Consider the following 20934-nt stretch of genomic DNA (forward strand, 5'->3'; position numbering starts at 1 on the left):
TTTGGAAACTGGGGAGGATGAGCGGACTTTCAAAGGTCATAGCGACTTCGTAAGAGCAGTAGCCCTCACCCCCGATGGCAAGAAAGTGATTTCTGGTTCAGATGACAACACACTCAAACTTTGGAATTTGGAAACTGGGGAGGATGAGCGGACTTTCAAAGGTCATAGCGACTTCGTAAGAGCAGTAGCCCTCACCCCCGATGGCAAGAAAGTGATTTCTGCTTCAGATGACTACACACTCAAATTTTGGAATCTGGAAACTGGGGAGGATGAGCGGACTTTCAAAGGTCATAGCAACTCGGTAAGTGCAGTAGCCCTCGCCCCCGATGGCAAGAAAGTGATTTCTGCTTCAAATGACAACACACTCAAATTTTGGAATCTGGAAACTGGGGAGGATGAGCGGACTTTCAAAGGTCATAGCAACTCGGTAAGTGCAGTAGCCCTCGCCCCCGATGGCAAGAAAGTGATTTCTGCTTCAAATGACAACACACTCAAATTTTGGAATCTGGAAACTGGGGAGGATGAGCGGACTTTCAAAGGTCATAGCAACTCGGTAAGTGCAGTAGCCCTCGCCCCCGATGGCAAGAAAGTGATTTCTGCTTCAAATGACAACACACTCAAACTTTGGAATCTGGAAACTGGGGAGGATGAGCGGACTTTCAAAGGTCATAGCGGCTTCGTAAGTGCAGTAGCCCTCACCCCCGATGGCAAGAAAGTGATTTCTGCTTCATTTGACAACACACTCAAACTTTGGAATCTGGAAACTGGGAAGGATGAGCGGACTTTCAAAGGTCATAGCAACTCGGTAAGTGCAGTAGCCCTCACCCCCGATGGCAAGAAAGTGATTTCTGCTTCATTTGACAACACACTCAAACTTTGGAATCTGGAAACTGGGGAGGATGAGCGGACTTTCAAAGGTCATAGCAGCTTCGTAAGTGCAGTAGCCCTCACCCCCGATGGCAAGAAAGTGATTTCTGCTTCATTTGACAACACACTCAAACTTTGGAATCTGGAAACTGGGGAGGATGAGCGGACTTTCAAAGGTCATAGCGACTTCGTAAGTGCAGTAGCCCTCACCCCCGATGGCAAGAAAGTGATTTCTGCTTCAGGTGACAACACACTCAAACTTTGGAATCTGGAAACTGGGGAAGAAATTGCCACTTTTACAGGAGAAGCTCCATTTGGTTGCTGCGCTGTTGCAGAAGATGGGGTGACAATTGTCGCAGGGGAGTTGTCAGGGAGAGTGCATTTTTTGCGGTTGGAGAATGTCGAATAAAATATGAACACTTCACCTCGACCGCCAACGCCAATCAATTCCCCCTCCTACCCCAGAGAATTCCAACAAATCATTCTCGAAAAAAGCCAAAACTTTGTTGGTCGTGGATTCGTCTCCACCGCTATATCCAACTTTCTCCAGCGTCATGACCGGGGTTACTTTACCATAATTGGCGCACCCGGTAGCGGCAAAAGTGCCATCCTTGCCAACTACGTCACAGAAAATCCCCAGGTTCTCTATTACAACGCCCAACTCCCTTTTCAAAATCGTGCTGAGGAATTTATTGCTACTATCTGCACGCAAATTGATCCGACATCTCAACAAACTTCTCTACATTCTCTCCTCCAGCAAGTCAGCGACAAGCTAGAACCTCAACAAAAGTTTATCATTGCTATTGATGCCTTGGATGCTGTTAACCGCACCGACCAAACCCCAGGCTCAAATCTCTTTTATCTTCCCAGATATCTCCCGCGTGGCGTCTATTTCCTTCTCACCCGCCGTCCTTATGTGCGAAAACAATCCGGTTTGTTGATAGAAGCACCTTCCCAAATTCTCGACTTAGCAGAATACCCACAACAAAACCACGAGGATATCGAAGCATATATTAAACGATATGTCAACAATGACGAAGAACTCACAGCACAGCTAATAGCCAAAAGCGAAAACAATTTCATGTATCTCAGTCAGATATTACCTGCTGTCTCTAAGGAGGTTGACCGACTTACCCCTGATTTAGAGGCGTATTATCAGCAGCATTTCCACAAGATGATTCCCCCTAACTCCCCAAGCCAAGAGAGGGAATTTAAATCATCTGTGCTGAATGTATTAGTGCAAGTTTCATCAGTAGTATCAGCAGAAAGCATTGCTAGTACAATTGATGCTGATGAATATGATGTTGAAGAAGTTCTGGAAAATTGGCGTGAGTTTTTAACACTCCAGGAAATTGATGGAGAAATCCGCTACAGTCTTTATCATTCCAGCTTCCGCGATTTCTTAAGCAAGCAAGTAAATTTTGGTTAGACTTTATACCGTTTCTCAGTTCGGTCTAATAAAGACCTAACCCCCAACCCCTTCCCTATATAAGATTCAAAGCCTCTCTCCTTTTATGAAAAAAGTTTGGAGTAAGGTCAAATTGTACTGCTTACAAACGAGCGATCGCAATCACAACCCATCTGCCATGCACGAAAATCCTTGAGAGAGTTGACCTGGGGAACATCCTAGAGTCAAGATAAAAGAGTTAGATATCTTGTAAAAGTACTAAGCACATCTGATATCGCCTGATTTTCTTTCATTTCCCTGCTTTTGGGGTAAAAAGGAAGGCTATGGGCGACACTTATTAATGCGACAAAAAACTTAAAAAAGTATGCACGGATTGCTAAGACGTGCCTGGACGCAGAGGGTTAAGCCGTTGCACCCCGATGAAGCGTCAAGAAATAGCTGATTAAATCAAATTCTAAGCGATTTAATCATATATTTTGTAGCAGCTACTTGTGGAAAAGAAAATGCTAGGTGTAAATGTTGTTATGAAAATTGGCGATCGCGTCCGCGTTAAAGAGTCAGTAGTGGTGTATCATCATCCTGAACATCGGAGTCAGCCTTTTGACATCAAAGGCACAGAAGGCGATGTAGTAGCCATTACCACCCAATGGCGAGACAGACCAGTAAGCGCTAATCTGCCGATTTTAGTCCAATTTAGTAAAAAGTTTAAAGCCCATTTACGTGAAAATGAATTAGAAATCATCTAAATCACTTATCGGCGGCGAAACCACTGAAAAATATTCAGTTCGCCGCGCATTTTTTTAAGGTCTTGGCGGTTTTGTTCTGCTGTAGTATAATACCAATCACAATAACGTTTGAACTCTAACCGTGACCGAACTTCGTGGTAAAACTGATGGGTTGTTTGGTAAGAGGCAAAAGCTTCCTCAACTTGGGGTTGAGCAGCTGGAATAATATAAGGTAAATTTTTAGACATAAAATTAAGAGTAGTAGAGACGTGATTAATCGCGTCTTTTTTGAATTCAGCTAATTACTGCACTTCCTAATTAATAACTCATAATTCATAACTTATAACTTTCTAACAACTCCTAACTTTGAATCGAGCAGGACCACAGATTTATCAAATGGTTAGCCAAACCAGGAATGGGGTTTAAATCATTTAACACAGCAAGACGAACGATAAAGAGTTACAAAATTATGCACATGTTCAAGAAAGGGCAAATTGAAACAGTCAACAAAAGAGCCGTCAAAGAACGGATCAAATTTATATCTGAAATTTTTGGAGTGATAGCATAATCCATCTCCTTGCAAAGGAGTTTTTTGTCCTAAATTAGTTTTTGTAACACAACCGTCGCTCATGGGGAGCCAGTGCGTTGGGGAGACAGCGCCGTGGTGAGGCAGTCCGGTCTTGGGGGAAACCCCCAAGAGGAACTGCCGAAAGGGTTTCCCGACTTGAGGCGACTGTCGTCGGCTCTGCCGACTTGAAGCAACTGGCGTGGAAACCCCCTTGGTGCTAGCCTCTCCCTTCAGGAGAAGACCGCGCTGCCTCTTTTTTGCGCCCTTTAGGGTTCGTTCCTTATATAATTTGGCGCATCTTTATACAGAATTGGTATGACGGTGCGCCGACAAAGAGTGTGCAAAAACTACACTTTTCGCACACATCAGATTTATTAGGGGGGTAGAGGTAGCGAACCTTATCCCCCCTGCTCCTTCAATCCCTACCTCTACAAATGCAGGTGTACGCGTAAAATTCCTTGAATTACCTGTTGTACAACTTCTTTACTCAAGCTGCCATCTACCCGAACAATTCGTGAAGGATGGGATGCTGCTAAATGTGCGTATCCTTGCTGAACACGCCGATGAAAAGCGATTGTCTCTTGTTCAATGCGGTCTAGTCCTACTGGGTCTGAGAGTTTGCGGGCTAGTCCAACTTCGACATCGACATCTAGCCAAATAGTTAGATCGCTTTCTAAACCACCAGTAGCAATATTGTTAAGCTGATTGATTAAACTCATGTTCAGACCGCGACCATATCCTTGGTAGGCAATGGTAGAGTCAGTGTAGCGATCGCATAAAATATATTTTCCGGCTTGTAGTTGCGGTTTAAGTTCTTGTTCAACGTGTTGCGATCGGTCAGCAGCATACAACAAAAGTTCTGTCACTTCTGCAACTGGTTTATCCTCTGACTTTTCTAGTAGCAAGCGGCGAAGATGTAAACCTAACTCTGTTCCCCCTGGTTCACGAGTTACCATTACAGAAACACCTAGACTTTCTAACCACTCAGAACAAAGCTGCATTTGGCTGGTTTTGCCACAGCCTTCTACCCCTTCAAATACAATTAATTTCCCACCCATGCTTTTTTGTTCGCTGCTATAAACTGATTCGCTGACGTTTCATCAGATCAAGAATAACGCGAAGTGTAAAATCTTAAACTGCAATGGCGATCACTCTAATTCATACTTCTATTCTGCAACGCCAACTTTTGTATGCTTCTTGACGGAATTCTCTTAATTGTGCAAAAACATCCATAGCGGTTGATGAACGTTGGTAGTGCTTCTTTCATCTTCCGCTACAGGGGTGCTTGTTTTTACAGGCATCCCTTCATTTTTTGCAGTCCCTCTATTTACCGAGCGCTCTCTTTTAGTCTAAAGTCCAGAAGGTAGGTTTAAAGCCAAAAGCATCTGTCTATCCGTCCAAACTATCCGGGGGACAGAAACAGCGAGTAGCGATTGCTCGGGCATTGGCAATGGAACCAGAGATGATTTTGTTTGATGAACCCACCTCTCTCTGCCCTAGATCCAGAAATGGTTAAGGATATGCTGGAAGTGATGAAAGCTTTAGCATTATCTGGAATGACAATGGCGATCGTTACCCATGAAATGGGCTTTGCAAGAGTTGTTGCCAATTGGATTATGTTCCTCGACCAGGGAAGTTTAGCAGAAGATACCACTCCTGGCGAATTTTTTCAAAATCCTCAGTGCGATCGCGCCAAGCAGTTCTTAAAAAAAATGCTTTAGAAGAATTGAAATTTGCCACTTTTCTTTTATTACTGAAACTTTTTAATTTCAAAAAATCATGTTTTTAACATATAAGTATTGTGTTATTTCAAAATGAATAAAGGTTTCGGAAATATTTATTAATATATTGCTCGACTTCTTTATCAAAAATTTATATGAAATATTTATGTGATTATGGTAAGTTTTTTTTAGTGTTTCTTACCAAGCCAATAGTAAGGATAAAAGAACATATTTGTGTTGAGCCTACAGGTTTTTCACATTTGTTCTTTCACTTTAACTTTTCAAACGATCAGAGCAAGCTTGCGTCACTACTTATCTAAGGATTGCTAATCAAGTTTATTAAGGTTCATAACCGATACTACGATAAATTCAGAGATCAAAAGCCCTAGATTCTGACTCCTGAATTTAACGAAAGAATAGGCATTCGGAAAACATTTCCGAAATCGCGTTTATTCATTCAATAATTCAAGGTTTATTCATGAAACTTCAAAAATTTTCTGTATTGCTTGCGATGGTGACTTGTTCATCCATTCCCTTTGTGTTTGCAGTTTCATCCGCTCAGGCTGCTGATTTCGCATTCAGCGCGAATTTTACTAATGGATATTCAGCCGAAGGTTCGTTTACAACTAAAATTAATGCTCCGACTTCTTTTTCAGAAATTAGTCCAGGGTATAGTCCATTTTCAACTCGATTTTTGGAATCTCGGTCGCTATCCATTTTCGACTCTACCAATACACTTCTTCAAAGTGGTAGTTCGGTTATAAACGGCATTTCAACTGACAAGTATTTACGTTTGGATTACGATAACTCTCTAACTCATAACCTTCCAGTATTAGATGTCAGCACCGAGACACCTAGTCAGAATCCGTACTACTTCATCTCCAATAGCGTTGATCCCAGTGGTAACATTGTTGCAGATGGTAGCACTAATTACAACCTATTTTTGTATGACAGAATAACTGAAATATATACTTTCTTAGGTGACACAACTAGCATTAAGGCAACACCCGTCCCTGAATCTTCTTCAGTAATCAGTTCACTGGCAGTTGCTGCTTTTGGTTTTGGTTTTGCTTTTAAACGGAAGCTGAATAATAAGACTGCATCAAACTGTTCCCCAACCAATGTTGCTGTTATCTAGTCAGTTGTGAATCGTTCTGAACTCACCAAACCCAAATATGAGTATCAAGTACAATCACATACCATAGTCATGTGGATGTGGTCTTAATTACCAAGTCATTTGAAGTAGTGTCTCCAGTCTCTATCTTCAGTATTTTTACTTCAAGTAGCTGGATATTTTGAAGCAGCAATTCCCAGAGCTTATTACTTCCGTATATAGATTAAAAAATATTAACTATGTAAAAGTAGTCAAGATTTTTCACTCAGATATTTTTGTAAGCTGAAGTCAGAAATTCTTAAATTTGTTGTTTTCTTGTAAAGGCTAGTTCTACAAATATTAATAAAGGGAGCAATCATGAGTCGTTTTAATATTAAAAACATTGTTTCTAATATGTTTGTTGTAGCAGCTTACCTCGCGTTTTGCTTGCCAACAGCCTCACTTGCCAATAAACCCAAACCAATTCAGGTCATTCTCGACACCGATGGTGCGTTTGAGTCTTCCTACACAATCTTGGTTCTTGCCCTTGCCTCCAGTCAATCTTCGCCGCCTGTTAAGTTAGTTGGAGTAACAACATCACCCACTGGAGAAGCTTACTGCAACAACTCTAACGCCTATCCAAATTTGAAGCGAGATATGTTAGGGTATTTTAGTCCTGAAGAGGGAGATGTTAATGGTTTAACACAAAAGATTTTGTCAATTGCTCACTATAATGAAGCAAAAATTTATTCTGGCTGTGACGAAAGCGTTGCCGTAATTTCTGTTCCAAGTCAAGCTGATGACTATGGAAGACCGCTGCCAAACGCGAAGTTTACAAGTTTTCGCTTTCAGCTTCCATACGGTGGAAAAAAGGCGTTTGAGCCTTGTTTATTTCACCAAGAGTTTAAGTTTTCTCAAAATGATGTTGTATGTTGGAACGAGTTTAATCGTCCATTTCGGGATGAAACGTTCAAATACGTCCTTCCCACGGCTCAAAATATTTTAAACAAGTATAACCTGCCAGAGTTAAGCCTGATCGACCGTAAGAAAAAGGCTTCTGATTTCCTTGCCGACTCGATATGTGCAGCTTACGTAAAACACGAGCAACTCACAGTTCTCAGCGTTGGTCCAGCAACGAACCTAGCAAGAGCTTACGAGAAAATTGAGAATAAACCTAATAAGTACGGTTGCCCGGAATATCTGCAACTTTCTCAGTTGAAGAATGTCATTTCAACCCGGTTTATCGGTGGTGTGTGGGATACCAACAAAGCTGATAATTTCGATGCAAAAGGAAATTATCGTCTGAACGAACCTTACCCAACCTGGACATCAGGGAACATCTATTTTCAGGATGGCTCACATCTCTTTAGCGAGCATCATCTGCCATTTCCCGGTACAGATTTTGAAAACATTCAAACCGGACAGCACAAGAAAGCCTTTAACTCGCTTAATAATGCAGAAGCCAATTTCTGGATTGATGCCGTTGCGATCAATAAAATCTTAAATTCCGGCATTCCGGCATATATCGTTCCGTTAAATGCAACTAATGAGGCCAGGCTGACTGGGTTTGCTGACCGCCTGCAAAGCAATCCCCGATGTGCCACACCTCCGGCTCAGTTCATGAAGAATCTTCAGCTTTCTAATCAACCCACTCCAGGAGTTTATGTGTACGACACATTATTCTTCTGGGATACTCTGGCAGCGACCAGTATTTGGAAAGATTACGTTAATTTTGAGAATTTTTCTGACCTTGAAATTACAACTTTGACAAATGGAGATCCGACAACTGTGACGGGACAAGTACCGATTGCGGAACTGTTTCGTCGAGATATCGGTAACCTGTTTCGGCGGGGACGCTACAACCATCCGGTCAAACTGGCGCTGTCTGCGAAACCAGCAGAAGGCGATCCTGACTTTAAAACAACGATTCAAAACTACGTAATCGGTCTCGCTTGCACGGCAGGGCGGCCGCATCATGTCAATAAGTAGAGTATATTCTCAATAAAGTCAAACTTTTTGTCATTAATTCTTGCTTATTGCGAAAGTTTTAGGTGTTGGCGTAGCCTGCCGCAGGCATCGCTTTGGGGCTTAAAAAATAATCAAACACGAAATTCTGATTTTTTCGTTGCTTCTTAACCTTCGTTGTAATCAAGAGTAATTTAGATAAGTTTGCCCTAGCTTGCACGGCGAGATAGTGGGCGTGTCCAAAGTATTCTATTTGACTGAAGTTCCGTAAAATTAGGGAATTAACAACACGTAATCATTCAAAAGTGGCGGTTCATGTAGCTAAAGCTTTAAATAAAGATGTGGTCTGTTCAACTTAACTGACCACTTTTTCTTCACAGTCTTACTCTCACTATACATAACGTCTGTACAATTCGCAGTTAAAATTATTGTTAACTTTTATACCATTAAACCCACTGATAGATGCGCTCTGATCGCCCACCGTTAGTCTAAACTCCAGATTTAGTTATCTGAAAATTACTGTAACTTAGACGGTATAGTATCTCGCCAGCCTTGGGCACTATCAATATGCCTTCGTCCTCTCGATTAGCCCATTCAGTGGGTCGAATAGTCGCGGGGTCATGATAGTTTAAGTTATGAGCAGCACAGCGTTCAGCAGAAATACCAGTAGCTAAAGTTACGCGAATCCGCGCTTGTTCTCCTTTTATCAGATCAAAAGTACCCGTCCCTTTTAAGTGAGTACTATGGGCCAGCACTCCAGCAGGATACTCTTGGAATTTATCCCACTGTTTGAGAAAGTAATCTCGCACATGATAGCCAACTTGGGAGAGAATTTTGCCGTGTGTATAGCTAAACTCGGTAATGTGAGGCGCATATATAATTACCTCGCCTCCATCGGCTACTACTGGCTCTAATTTGTACATTCCTTTTGCTGCTGTCCAAATGTCATCATACATTTGGGGCATAACTGAAAGCACTTGTTTAAAAGACCGATCTACATATTTAATATGCAGTTTAGCTGATAATTTTGCAGCAGCTTCCCAGGCAGATTCTGGTTGATCTATATAAAGTCCAGCTAGCTGATTTGTTTTCGGTGCGACCACCATCGCTAAACAAAGCTTTGGGGTAAAAATCAGGTCAGCGGCTCGGTTAATCAAACGTCGGACTGGTGTTATTCCGAGTGTACCAATAATTTCGTAACAAGTAATTAAAGCACCTAACCAGTGGGAGAGATTAATTACTTCTTGACCACCAATACCAGGAAAAAAATATTTATTTCCACCAGAAAAACCGACAACTTCATGGGGAAAAACTGGGCCGCAAATTACGATCAAATCGTATTCTGTTACAAGCTTATTAATACGCACATCAACTGACTGATGTAGCATTCTACCGCTAATTTCTGCTATCTCGTCTGCGGAAATTACTCCACAAGAAATAAAGGTATCCGGCTCATTCCAAAGGTGGTTAAAGATGCGAATTTTTTGAAAAGTTGTCTCTCGCTCTTTTGCTGTTACTCCTACTAAGTGATTGATTTGTTCCTCACTCATGGGATTATGTGTACCCAGAGCAATTAAAAAATCTAGAGCTGCTACTCTTTGACTCAACTCCTGATGCAGCAATCGAAACATTTGCGGGATGGGAGCAGTGCGGGTACTATCTGGAATTAACACCAAGATGCGCTGTCCATCTAACTTAGAGTCTGTGAAAGCTTGATGAACTAGCCCAGAAACTTGCTCATCTGAAAGTGTCCTGTTATTGACAGCCAGTGAATACATGATTAAACTCCACTGTAGATACTAAATCCACCATCTACTGGCACAACTACGCCGTTAACGAAACTAGAACCAGAACTACATAACCAGATCAAAGTGCTGAGTAATTCATCTGGTTTTCCAAAACGTCTGGCGAGGGTATGGTCAATAATTTTTTGCCCACGTTCGGTCAAACTACCATCAGAATTTAAGAGTAAATCTCGATTTTGTTCTCCAATAAAAAAACCTGGTGCGATCGCATTTACTCGCATTCCATCACCATACTTTTGGGCGAGTTCTACAGCTAGCCAGCGAGTAAAGTTATCTATCCCAGCTTTCGCGGCTGAGTAGCCAACCACACGGCTAATCGCTCGAATGGCAGACATAGAAGAAATATTCACAATGCAACCGTGAGGCTGACTTATTTCCACCATTGCTTGACCAAAAACCTGACAAGGTAGGAGAGTACCAACTAAGTTGAGGCTAACCACTTCCTCAAAGGCTGCGTGTGGCAGATCAAAAATAGTCGCATCAGAAGAAATTGTGGCAGCCGGAATATTACCGCCAGCCATATTTACCAAGATATCTATTTCACCCCAACGTTGTATAATAACATCCCTAGCGATTTCTAATTGGGAGCGCTCGCTAACATCTGCTACCACAGCGATACTTTCTCCATCGTTAGCAGTAATCTCAGCCACCACCGCCCCCGCCCTAACTTCATTGCGACCCAAAACGACCACTCGCGCTCCAGCCAGAGCCAAACCCTTAGCCATAGCCCCACCAAGCACACCAGAACCACCAGTAACTACCGCTATCCGCTCCTTTAAGCTAAAAAGTTTACTTAAAATCAACTCTGCCATCAACCACTTCCCCGCTAAGTAAAATTCTCTGCGTACCCACCGAAGTTCAGAGCGGCGGAAGCCGCCGCTCCGACTTCTCTGTGCGCTTCCCTCCGCGCTCCTACCCTACGGGAAGGCGAAGCGCCTATGCGTTTAAATTTCACTCCTCAACTCCTCACGATTTTACCCAAACTTGTAAGCAACCTTAGCGAGGTCATAAGCCAAAGCACGAGCCATATCATACCCTTCCTCTTCCTCAACCAATTCCCGTGCTACCAATCCAGCCAACTAATTACAAGCTACTCGCCGCCAGACATTGTGACGAGCCGGAATCGAAACGAAAGCCCGTGTATCATCATTAAACCCGGCTGTATTGTAAATTCCAGCAGTTTCCATTACCTGATTGAAATAACGCTCCATACCATTTACGCTGTCATGAAACCACCAAGGCGGCCCGAACAACACACTAGGATAATGACCAGCTAACGGAGCCATCTCGCGGCTATAAGTGCTTTCATCCATGCCAAAAATAATCAAATGGAAGCGCGGATCGTTACCGTAAGCTGACAACAACGGGCATAAATTTTCAGTCCATTCTATTTGTACAGGAATATCAGCGCCTTTATCAGCTCCAAATTTCTCAAACAAAGCTGGATTATGGTTACGCATCACACCACAATGCATTTGCATCACCAAACTATCTTCTACACTCATCCGCGCCATTTCCATAAAGATATGACCAGTAAAATTTTCTACATCACCTGTATTCAGCTTGGCGGCTAATGCTCTTGCAAATATAGCTTCAACTTCTTGGTCAGAAAGACGTGTCGTATAAGGTGTAGCTGCACCTTGATCGGTAGCTGTCGCCCCCATTTTTTTAAAGAAAGCTCGACGTTCTTCGAGAGCTTGCACAAAATTGGCGTAAGTGTTAATTTCTCTACCGATAGTGCGTTCTAATTTGGTAAGATTTTTGCGCCAACCAGGAGCATCCAGATTAACTACTGCATCGGGGCGAAAAGTTGGTCTGATTTGAGTAAACCCTTCTTCGTGGAGCGATCGCTGATTCTCTAGGTTATCACTGGCAGCATCGGTGTTAATAATGGTGTACTACTTCCGCGCTGTACTAGAAAAGGACATAAAACGCGGTTTTCCACAGTTTTTTCTTCTAATAAATCAAGTAACATTTGCATGGCTATGCCACCAATTTCTAACATTGGCTGACTAACTGTAGTTAATGCCGGCGTAACGTAACAACCCAGAGCAATACCATCAAATCCGACGAGACTCAAATTTCGCGGTACTAAAATACCTAATTCTTGGCAAGCTAACAAAGCACCAATTGCCACCATATCGTTATAACAAAAGATGCCTGTTACTTCCGCAGTCAAGAGTTTAGATAGCATATTTTGCCCAGTGCTAACATCGCTGGTTCTGGTATCATATTCGTCACTAATTGAAACCCAATCAGTATTTGGTGGAATCCCAGCTTCAGCAAGGGCCATTTGATATCCTTCTAGGCGCTGCTGGTTCGATCTGCTGCGATCGCTTACACCCAGATAACCAATAGCGGTGTGTCCCAAACTGATTAGATGCTCTGTAGCTAATTTAGCACCTAAGCGATCGTCTATTGCTACTGAGTGAAATATTTCGGATTGATTTTCAGTCTGACTATTAATCAAAACTGTTGGTACAGCAATTTGTGTGAGTTGTTTAGTATGCTGTTTACTAATTCGCGAGTCGGCTATTAATATCCCGTCTACTCTCCGGCGATGAAAGGTATCAATAGCTGCCATTTCCTGCTCAAAATCTCGGTGTGAAGCACTCAATAAAACACTCAAACCTGCTGGTTTGGCTATCTTCTCGATTCCCTCTACCACCTCTGCAAAAAAGGGATCAGAAATTGAAGTTACTACTACACCAATGGTATTAGTACGTTTATTTTGCAAGCTTTGAGCAATAGCATTTGGCACATAACTCATCTCCTGCGCCAGCCGCTTAATTTCTTCTCGCACTTTTGGGCTAATCAGAGCATTATCTCGCAAAGCGCGTGAAACTGTAGAATGAGAAACGCCTGCTCTGCGGGCAATATCTTCAATTGAAATTCTTCGTTTATTCATTGTTTTATCTCAGTTTTTAATGTTTGCACACGTGTGCATTCGTATGTATTATAGAAAATAATCGTTATTTGTCAACAGATAATACAACTCACAGATTACAACTACAAGTTACCAATTACAAATTCCAAATTAGTTGAACTTTTATTAAGAAAAAAAATGATTATCCTCGTAATGGGCGTCTCTGGTTCTGGGAAAAGCACTATCGGAAAACTGCTAGCAGACTCTTTAGAATGGGAATTTGGCGACGCTGATACTTTCCACTCGCCAGAGAATGTTGAGAAAATGCGGCGTGGTATCCCTCTGAGTGAAGATGACAGAATGCCTTGGTTACAAGATTTGCAAACAGCCATAAAACATTGGCTGCAAGAAAAAAAAAATGTGGTGCTGGCGTGTTCGGCTTTAAAAGATAGCTATCGGCAATTTTTGGTATTGGATAAGGAACGCATCAAGCTAGTTTACCTCAAAGGGTCTTATGAGTTGATTCAAATGCGCTTGCAACAACGTAGCAATCATTACATGAGTGAAAAACTGCTCGATAGCCAGTTTTATACACTTGAAGAACCAGTAGATGCTCTATGTATAGATATTGCACAACCACCTCAGATAATTGTCCGAAACATTAGAACGGCTTTGAAAATTTAGCTTATTGGTGACAACCGTAATATTAAGATTAATCACGTATCTAGAAAAATACGAACTTTTGGCAACTAAATCACACCAGATATAAGTCTAAAGAAATATCAAAGCAAGCAGATAACTGTAATGGTAGGAGAAAACAAGTGTTTGTAAGATTAGCCCAACAACATCAGCAATTCGTCCAAGACTTGGTAATGAACCTGCAAGCCTTGACAATTATACTTGAGCGGCGTGGTTATACTGCGTCTTGTTATACATGCGGCAACCAAATGAAAAGTGCTTCATTTATAGTTAGCCTGAAAGAAAAGCACCTGATTCGGTTTTTGGTGTCTGATTATGGAATTACTTGGATGGAATTGTGGGACGATCGCGAATTAATGAAGTTGGAAGGTGCAGAAGCAATAAACCAGTTACAAGAGTTGGCTAATCTTGTTAAGTATTCCACAACTGTACAATTGACAAATTAATACTAAGCTGGTTGAATCAGACATGAAAATTAATAACTATAGCTTTTGCACACTTGAATAAACTAAAAGATTAGCTTATAGTTAGTAAATTCATGCACGGATGTGCAAAAGCACTATTTTTAATCTGAATTAAACAGATTGAATAAGACACTTAGGGAAGTAGATTGTAAATAGATGTGTAAAGACGTAATGAAACTTAACGATTAGTTTTGCACACGTGTGCAAAACTAATGAACAAGACATATTTTGCACACCTGTGCATATAAGTCCGAAAGTACCATTTAACTACAATATCGACAAATAGGAAGATATGTCTCAAACTCTAAATAATACTATTTTTCAGATTCAAAACAATCCCTTACATTCACTAGAAGAATGGGAAGAAGACTTACTTAATCGCTATTATAATCCAGATAGCATAGTTAAAGAAGGTAAAACTACCAAAGAATATAGGAATTATGAAACGACTATTAGAGATACAGTGAAAGAGTTTTATCGGTTAAACCATATTAATCAAACATATAATTTTGTACTTCAAAAAGAAAAAGAGTTTTTAAAGTTTGATAAAAAAGAAATGTCTATTTGGGATGCGGTCGAATTTTTGAATCAGTTGGTTGATGATTCCGATCCCGATACAGAAATGGATCAGTTACAACATCTATTGCAAACATCAGAAGCTATTCGCGCCGATGGTCATCCTGACTGGATGGTACTTACTGGCTTCTTTCACGATATGGGGAAAGTGCTTTGTCTATTTGGTGAACCTCAATGGGCTACCGTAGGCGATACTTATCCTATCGGTTGTGCATTTTCTGAGAAAATTGTTTTCTCAGAATTCTTTAAAGAAAATCCTGATTATAAGAACCTCGATTACAACACTAAATATGGCATTTATGAGCCTAACTGTGGATTGAGTAATGTACACATGTCATGGGGTCATGATGAGTATTTTTATCAGATGATGAAAAACTATTTGCCTGAATCTGCATTATATATGCTTCGCTATCACTCCTTTTATCCTCAACATCGTGACAAGGCATATGAATATTTGATGGATAAACACGATCAAGAAATGTTTAAATGGGTAAGTTTATTCAATCCCTACGATTTGTATTCAAAAAACCCTATTCCTCTTGATTGGCAGAAATTAAAACCATACTATGAAGATTTAGTGGCTAAATATTTACCCGCAACATTAAAGTTTTAAAATGTATAAAAATATATTCATTTAGGAGTCAAAATTCAGATGTGAAAGCATAAAACAGGTAGCAAATATTTTTGCTTCTAAATCAAGCATAGAAATATTATCTTGTTTACTCCTCTATTGTCTTCAAGTGATAAAGGAGTAATAACAGGCAAGCACCCTGGCAAGTAAATTTGAGTGAATTTAGAAAATCTAATCAAAAAATGTTTACATTTCTCAAAATCTAGCATTCAAAACAAAAAAAGCTCTTCTCATAATCCGCTCTTTTCGGAAGTAGATTTATTGCGAAATGTTACCGATTTCAACCTTTTCATAAATCTTAAATTTGCTGATGACTGCAAATGCTTTACTATAAACACTTTAGATGATGTGCAAGGAGATATAAATGCTTTTTTATTTGTAAAGTTCGATAAAGAAAAATAATTTTTGCCAGCGATCAAGATAAACTTAAATAAGTCAAAACAAAATAAAGTTTTACAAATTTAAGAAAACTAATTTTTGAAAGTTTTACTTAAAAGCTCTTTTCAGACTATGTACTACCGAAGTAATTTCACTAACAAATAATGCAATTATTTGAAATAGTGTGGTATTCATAGTTTTGCTTTAAAAATAAAACATCTAGTTTCGGGAAACAAATAACAGTAACTCCAATGACGTCAAGTCATAAGACCTTTGGAGTCAAAATTACACAAGTTAGTAGTATCACTAGGTTAGGTCTAAAGGTTTCAAACCTAGTTCATATTGTGATAACTGTGCATCTTTATATTCTGCTGACCTTTCTCAAATTTAAATCCGTTGTTATAAATAGATGAATATGAAGAGAATCTCGCTCATAGTTGGTATATTAGGTTTCGCAGTTGTTGGTTGCACAAATGGTGCTCCAAATAACAACACGGCTACTAATACTAATAACAGGGCTACTAATATAAGTGCAGAGAATCTTAGTACTCCAAATAGAAAATTGCAAACAATCGGCATAGCTTTGGGTGACTTAGGCAATCCCTTCTATAATGCAGTGCAGAAGGGGGCTGAAAAAGAAGCCCAGAAAATTGGAGGTAATATCAAAGTTAATGCGGTTTCCAGTGCCTTTGACCTAAACCAACAAAGCAACCAAATCGAAAATTTTACAGCTGCAAATACCGATCTAATTATCCTCAGTGCTGTTGACAAAAAAGGAGTTAAACCAGTTATCGATCAAGCAAGGCTTGCAGGTAGGGTTGTAATTGCAGTAGATTCAGCTGTTGATGCAGATGTGGATGCGATGATTAGTTCCAACAATACCCAAGCTGGAGAGATTGCTTGCCAATATATTGCCGATCGCCTCAAAGGTCAAGGTAATGTAGTCATTCTCAACGGTACTCCGATGGACTCAATCAATCAGCGAGTGAGTGGTTGTAAGAATTCATTATCTAAATATTCTGATATAAAAATCATCTCAGACCAAAACGCCGAAGGGACCAGGGATGGAGGACTTAGAGTCATGAGCGATTTGCTGACAACTTTCCCCAAAATTGATGCCGTTTTTGCCACTAACGATCAAAGCGGTATAGGCGCAGATTTAGCAGCTAGACAAGCAAGACGCAAAGAATTTTTTATTGTTGGGGTTGACGGTTCACCGGATGCAACCAAAGCAATGGAAGATAAAGATGGTGTATTTGCGGCAACTGCTGCTCAAAATCCCGCACAGATGGCGCAAAAAGCAGTTGAGATTGGCAACAATTTAATCCAGGGCAAAAAACCTAGTGATTCCGAGATTTTAATTCCAGTCAAGTTAGTTACTAGAGACAACCTCAGCACTTATGAAGGCTGGTAAGTAAGTATTTAATTACCTTGAGGAGATATATGAATGTGAAAAAAATTGCGATCGCAGCTAGTATATTAGGTCTGCTCAGTAGTACTGTTATTGGTTGCACAAATAACTCTCAAAATGGCAACACCGCTAATACTAGTGCAGCAAGTAAGGGTGTTGGAGATGCAAAATTACGAGCAGTTGGCTTTACCGTTGGCGATTTAAGTAACCCCTTCTTCGTCGTTATGGGACAGGCGGTTGAGGCAGCAGCAAAGAAATTTGGGGGTAATGATGTCAAAGTTATTGTCGCTTCCAGTGCCTATGACCTCAACCAACAAACCAATCAAATTGAAAATTTTATTGCGGCGAATACTGACATCATTGTTCTGAATGCTGCTGATAAAAGTGGCATTCAGCCAGCAGTTGAAAGAGCGAAACAAGCAGGCAAAATTGTGATCGCGGTAGATACAGGTGCTGACGGAGGTGTGGATGCCACCATTACAACTAACAATGTCAAAGCAGGAGAACTGGGTTGCCAATATATTGCCGATCGCCTCAAAGGCAAAGGCAATGTAGTCATAGTTAACGGCCCTCCGGTGGAATCGGTGCTTCAACGAGTTAGTGGTTGCGAAAAGGTATTGTCCAAATATCCCGATCTAAAAATACTTTCTAAAAACCAGAATGCAGAAGGGAGTAGGGATGGAGGACTTAGAGTCATGACTGATTTGCTGACAACCTTTCCGAAAATTGATGCTGTTTTTGCGATTAACGATCCGAGTGGGGTGGGAGCAGAACTAGCAGCTAATCAAGCACGACGTAAAGATTTCTTTATTGTTGGGGTTGATGGTGCGCCAGAAGCAATCAAAGCGATCGCTGACAAAAATGGTATATATGCTGCAACTGCTACTCAAAATCCCAGAGGTATGGCTACAGAAGCAGTTAAGGTTGGTAACGACATCTTGAATGGTAAAAAACCTAGTAATTCCACCATTCTGCTCACACCCAAGCTGATTACAAAAGACAACGTTAGCACAGAGAAAGGTTGGTAAGTAATCACAATTGTGAAAGTCAGCGATCGTCAGTGGTAAGTTTTCTAAAGATGATTTTGTAACGGCTTTCATTTCATATCAAACTATGATTTTCGGGAATTTTTAACTTAAAAATACACATTTTCAATTGTTTTTACAGGTACAGCTGATGACAACAAATATTGAAACCTCTTTTCCTCATGTACCAACTGCTACCCCTGTATTAGAAATGCAAGGGATTGCTAAACGATTTAATGGTGTACCTGCCCTGCAAAATGTTAATCTCACGATTTATCCAGGAGAGGTTCACGCCCTCATGGGTGAGAACGGAGCAGGCAAAAGTACATTGATGAAGATCCTGGCTGGGGCTTACATTGCTGACGAAGGCGAGATTCGCATCAATGGTAGCTCGGTAAAAATTACCGATCCGGCTTCAGCACGCAAGGCGGGTATTAATCTCATTTATCAAGAACTGAACGTTGCACCTAATTTAACCGTTGCCGAAAATATTTTTATGGGTAGCGAGTTGCGCCGAGGTCAGCTTTTAGACCGCAAAGGTATGGAGCTGGAAGCAGAGAAAGTGCTTCAAAGCCTGGGAGCCAGTTTTACACCACAAACAGTAGTTGGTAGCTTGGTAGTCGCCGAACAACAGCAGGTAGAAATTGCGCGGGCGCTGAAGGACAATAGCCGCGTTTTGGTAATGGACGAGCCAACAGCAGCACTATCTGACCGCGAAACAGAGCGCTTGTTTGAGGTAATTCGCAGACTAAAAAGTGACGGCATTGCCATTATCTACATCAGTCACCGCATGGAAGAAATATATGCATTGGCTGACCGGATTAGCGTGCTGCGCGATGGTCAATACATTGGCAGTTTGACGCGGGATGAAATTTCTGCACAGCGATTGGTGCAGATGATGGTCGGTCGCTCGATGCAAGACTTTTACGAACATCAACGGCAAACCAATCCAGGGCCAGTGAGATTGGAAGTCACAAATATCAGTGATGGACGCAAGGTTGAGCCAACTAGTTTTCAACTTCGCGCTGGCGAAATTGTCGGTCTCGCGGGGCTAGTTGGTGCAGGACGAACGGAAGTATGCCGGCTGATTTTTGGTGCCGATCGCAAAACAAGTGGTGAAGTCTTCCTCAATGGTATGAAACTTAATATTAATAGCCCCGGTGATGCCATTGCTGCTGGAATTGGTTATGTCCCAGAAGACCGCAAAGACCAGGGTTTATTTCTGGAGATGAGTTCCCGTAAGAATATTGCCATTAACACACTCAAGCAGGATGCAAAGGCTGGTGTCGTCAACTGGGGTTCAGTCAATCTATTAGCGACGCAAGCGGTGGAAGACTTCAATATCCGGCTGGCGAATTTGGAAATCAGAGCGGTGGATCTTTCTGGTGGTAATCAGCAGAAGCTATTATTGGCGCGTTGGTTAGCGATTAAGCCGAGAGTACTGATGTTGGATGAGCCAACACGCGGCGTAGATATCGGTGCTAAAAGCGAAATTTACCGAATTATCAGCGAGTTAGCAGCCCAAGGTGTTGCAGTTCTGATGGTTTCCAGCGAACTACCGGAGGTTGTGGGCTTGAGCGATAGCGTTTTAGTGATGCGAGAAGGGCAGCTAGTGGGCGAACTTGACGGCAGTCTTGGTAAAGAAATTACTCAAGAAAAAATTATGCACTATGCAACAGGAGCATCGGAGGTACCAGCATCATGAGTCAGACAATAAGGCCAGTTAATAATAGAACAGACAAGAATTCAACGCAACGCAACCGCAAATCAATCAGCACTCTGCTTGAGGTTGCAGGTATTCTGCCAATTCTAATAATTATCTGCATCTTATTTACATTCCTTTCTCCCAGCTTCCTTACAGGGGCTAATATCGTTAATATCTTGCGTCAGGCATCAATCAATATTGTCTTAGCAACGGGAATGACGTTTGTAATTCTGACTGGAGGTATTGACCTTTCAGTTGGATCAATATTGGCTGTTTCTGCCGTAGTTACGGTGCTGGTATCACTACTTCCCGCTATAGGTTGGGCGGCTATACCTGCTGGTTTGCTTGCAGGATTGCTTTTGGGTTTAATTAACGGCGCTCTGATCACTTTTTTGGATGTGCCACCTTTTATCGTCACGCTGGGTTCACTGACTGCCTTGCGAGGTGTTGCCTTTTTAGTTGCCAATGGTACAACGGTTATTAACCGTGAGATAAATTTTGCATGGATAGGCAATAGCTATGTCGGCCCCCTTCCTTGGCTGGTAATCATTGCCCTACTGAGTATAGTAGTGAGTTGGTTTGTCCTGCGACAAACGGTTTTAGGGGTGCAAATATATGCAGTAGGTGGTAACGAGCGAGCAGCACGATTAACTGGAATTAAAGTTGATCGGGTATTGCTATTTGTCTATGGTGTCAGTGGATTACTGGCAGGTTTGGCAGGAATAATGAGTGCTAGCCGTCTTTATAGTGCTAGTGGCATCGTCGGTACTGGTTACGAGTTGGATGCGATCGCTGCTGTTATTCTAGGTGGAACCAGCTTCACAGGTGGTATTGGCACCATTGGCGGCACTCTTCTCGGTGCATTAATTATTGCTATTCTCAACAACGGTTTAACTCTGTTGAATCTATCTTACTTCTGGCAACTAGTCGTCAAAGGATTAGTAATTATTTTAGCAGTAATGATTGATCGGTTACGCAGACGTTCTAGACGGTAAAAAAATCAATGTATTTGGGCATTGGGCATGGG

At 41.4% G+C, this 20934-nt stretch carries 21 protein-coding genes and 1 pseudogene; 16 read left to right on the forward strand and 6 right to left on the reverse strand.

Features of this window, described 5'->3' with window-relative positions; genetic code table 11:
* From V7K56_RS02570 to V7K56_RS02580, 3 genes are all read left to right on the forward strand, one after another.
* Positions 1 to 1276 (forward strand): WD40 repeat domain-containing protein (locus V7K56_RS02570; protein WP_334907306.1); only part of this gene is annotated, 1276 nt, incomplete at its 5' end.
* Between the two features lie 3 nt (positions 1277 to 1279).
* A complete protein-coding gene (locus tag V7K56_RS02575; protein WP_334907308.1) occupies positions 1280 to 2296 on the forward strand; it encodes an ATP-binding protein in 1017 nt (338 codons plus the stop codon).
* 503 nt (positions 2297 to 2799) lie between these two features.
* A complete protein-coding gene (locus V7K56_RS02580; RefSeq protein ID WP_334907391.1) occupies positions 2800 to 3021 on the forward strand; it encodes a ferredoxin-thioredoxin reductase variable chain in 222 nt (73 codons plus the stop codon).
* A 5-nt stretch (positions 3022 to 3026) separates the two neighbouring features.
* Here V7K56_RS02580 and V7K56_RS02585 read toward each other — a convergent pair whose 3' ends face one another.
* A complete protein-coding gene (locus tag V7K56_RS02585; RefSeq protein ID WP_334907310.1) occupies positions 3027 to 3248 on the reverse strand; it encodes a hypothetical protein in 222 nt (73 codons plus the stop codon).
* 122 nt (positions 3249 to 3370) lie between these two features.
* Here V7K56_RS02585 and V7K56_RS02590 point away from each other — a divergent pair, with 122 nt between their 5' ends.
* Both V7K56_RS02590 and V7K56_RS02595 read left to right on the forward strand, forming a co-directional pair.
* A complete protein-coding gene (locus V7K56_RS02590; RefSeq protein ID WP_334907393.1) occupies positions 3371 to 3568 on the forward strand; it encodes a DDE-type integrase/transposase/recombinase in 198 nt (65 codons plus the stop codon).
* Between the two features lie 77 nt (positions 3569 to 3645).
* A complete protein-coding gene (locus V7K56_RS02595; protein WP_334907312.1) occupies positions 3646 to 3789 on the forward strand; it encodes a hypothetical protein in 144 nt (47 codons plus the stop codon).
* A gap of 207 nt (positions 3790 to 3996) precedes the next feature.
* On the opposite strand, the gene tmk is transcribed toward V7K56_RS02595, so the two are convergent.
* Positions 3997 to 4626, reverse strand: coding sequence for a dTMP kinase (gene tmk, locus V7K56_RS02600; protein ID WP_334907314.1), 630 nt, complete (start codon positions 4624 to 4626; stop codon positions 3997 to 3999).
* Between the two features lie 362 nt (positions 4627 to 4988).
* Here tmk and V7K56_RS02605 point away from each other — a divergent pair.
* The 4 genes and pseudogenes from V7K56_RS02605 to V7K56_RS02620 form a co-directional block, all read left to right on the forward strand.
* Positions 4989 to 5084, forward strand: a pseudogene (locus V7K56_RS02605) (ATP-binding cassette domain-containing protein); the annotation flags it as partial.
* Complete coding sequence (locus V7K56_RS02610; RefSeq protein ID WP_334907316.1) at positions 5044 to 5289, forward strand: hypothetical protein; 246 nt, start codon at positions 5044 to 5046, stop codon at positions 5287 to 5289. The pseudogene V7K56_RS02605 and the gene V7K56_RS02610, both read left to right, overlap by 41 nt.
* A 478-nt stretch (positions 5290 to 5767) precedes the next feature.
* The gene (locus V7K56_RS02615) at positions 5768 to 6427 is read left to right on the forward strand and encodes a hypothetical protein (RefSeq protein ID WP_334907318.1); all 660 of its coding nucleotides are present in this window, start codon (positions 5768 to 5770) and stop codon (positions 6425 to 6427) included.
* 333 nt (positions 6428 to 6760) lie between these two features.
* The gene (locus V7K56_RS02620) at positions 6761 to 8371 is read left to right on the forward strand and encodes a hypothetical protein (RefSeq protein ID WP_334907320.1); all 1611 of its coding nucleotides are present in this window, start codon (positions 6761 to 6763) and stop codon (positions 8369 to 8371) included.
* A 464-nt stretch (positions 8372 to 8835) separates the two neighbouring features.
* Here the strand turns inward: V7K56_RS02620 and V7K56_RS02625 are convergent, their stop codons facing one another.
* The 4 genes from V7K56_RS02625 to V7K56_RS02640 all read right to left on the reverse strand — a co-directional run bounded on the left by V7K56_RS02625 (position 8836) and on the right by V7K56_RS02640 (position 13060).
* Positions 8836 to 10125: a lactate racemase domain-containing protein gene (locus V7K56_RS02625; RefSeq protein WP_334907322.1), complete on the reverse strand. Its 1290-nt coding sequence runs from the start codon at positions 10123 to 10125 to the stop codon at positions 8836 to 8838.
* A 2-nt stretch (positions 10126 to 10127) separates the two neighbouring features.
* Entirely contained in the window at positions 10128 to 10964 is an 837-nt protein-coding gene (locus V7K56_RS02630; protein ID WP_334907325.1) for an SDR family oxidoreductase, read from the reverse strand.
* A gap of 267 nt (positions 10965 to 11231) precedes the next feature.
* A complete protein-coding gene (locus V7K56_RS02635; protein WP_334907395.1) occupies positions 11232 to 12044 on the reverse strand; it encodes a glucuronate isomerase in 813 nt (270 codons plus the stop codon).
* Positions 12011 to 13060: a LacI family DNA-binding transcriptional regulator gene (locus V7K56_RS02640; protein WP_334907327.1), complete on the reverse strand. Its 1050-nt coding sequence runs from the start codon at positions 13058 to 13060 to the stop codon at positions 12011 to 12013. Before V7K56_RS02640 ends, V7K56_RS02635 begins: the two co-directional genes overlap by 34 nt.
* Before the next feature lie 156 nt (positions 13061 to 13216).
* Here V7K56_RS02640 and V7K56_RS02645 point away from each other — a divergent pair, with 156 nt between their 5' ends.
* From V7K56_RS02645 to V7K56_RS02675, 7 genes are all read left to right on the forward strand, one after another.
* Positions 13217 to 13702, forward strand: a complete 486-nt coding sequence (locus V7K56_RS02645) for a gluconokinase (RefSeq protein WP_334907329.1) — start codon at positions 13217 to 13219, stop codon at positions 13700 to 13702.
* Positions 13703 to 13839: 137 nt separating this feature from the next.
* A complete protein-coding gene (locus tag V7K56_RS02650) occupies positions 13840 to 14163 on the forward strand; it encodes a DUF1815 family protein (protein WP_334907331.1) in 324 nt (107 codons plus the stop codon).
* Between the two features lie 310 nt (positions 14164 to 14473).
* Positions 14474 to 15370, forward strand: coding sequence for an inositol oxygenase family protein (locus V7K56_RS02655; protein ID WP_334907333.1), 897 nt, complete (start codon positions 14474 to 14476; stop codon positions 15368 to 15370).
* 811 nt (positions 15371 to 16181) lie between these two features.
* Positions 16182 to 17180, forward strand: a complete 999-nt coding sequence (locus V7K56_RS02660) for an ABC transporter substrate-binding protein (RefSeq protein WP_334907335.1) — start codon at positions 16182 to 16184, stop codon at positions 17178 to 17180.
* Positions 17181 to 17209: 29 nt separating this feature from the next.
* The gene (locus tag V7K56_RS02665) at positions 17210 to 18205 is read left to right on the forward strand and encodes an ABC transporter substrate-binding protein (protein WP_334907337.1); all 996 of its coding nucleotides are present in this window, start codon (positions 17210 to 17212) and stop codon (positions 18203 to 18205) included.
* A gap of 148 nt (positions 18206 to 18353) precedes the next feature.
* Positions 18354 to 19907, forward strand: a complete 1554-nt coding sequence (locus tag V7K56_RS02670) for a sugar ABC transporter ATP-binding protein (protein ID WP_334907339.1) — start codon at positions 18354 to 18356, stop codon at positions 19905 to 19907.
* On the forward strand, positions 19904 to 20902 hold the full coding sequence (locus tag V7K56_RS02675; protein WP_334907341.1) for an ABC transporter permease subunit: 999 nt from the start codon (positions 19904 to 19906) through the stop codon (positions 20900 to 20902). The genes V7K56_RS02670 and V7K56_RS02675 overlap by 4 nt, the downstream gene beginning before the upstream one ends.
* The last annotated feature ends 32 nt before the right edge of the window (positions 20903 to 20934 follow it).

This window comes from Nostoc sp., from assembly GCF_036917535.1.
Classification (GTDB): Bacteria; Cyanobacteriota; Cyanobacteriia; order Cyanobacteriales; family Nostocaceae; genus Nostoc.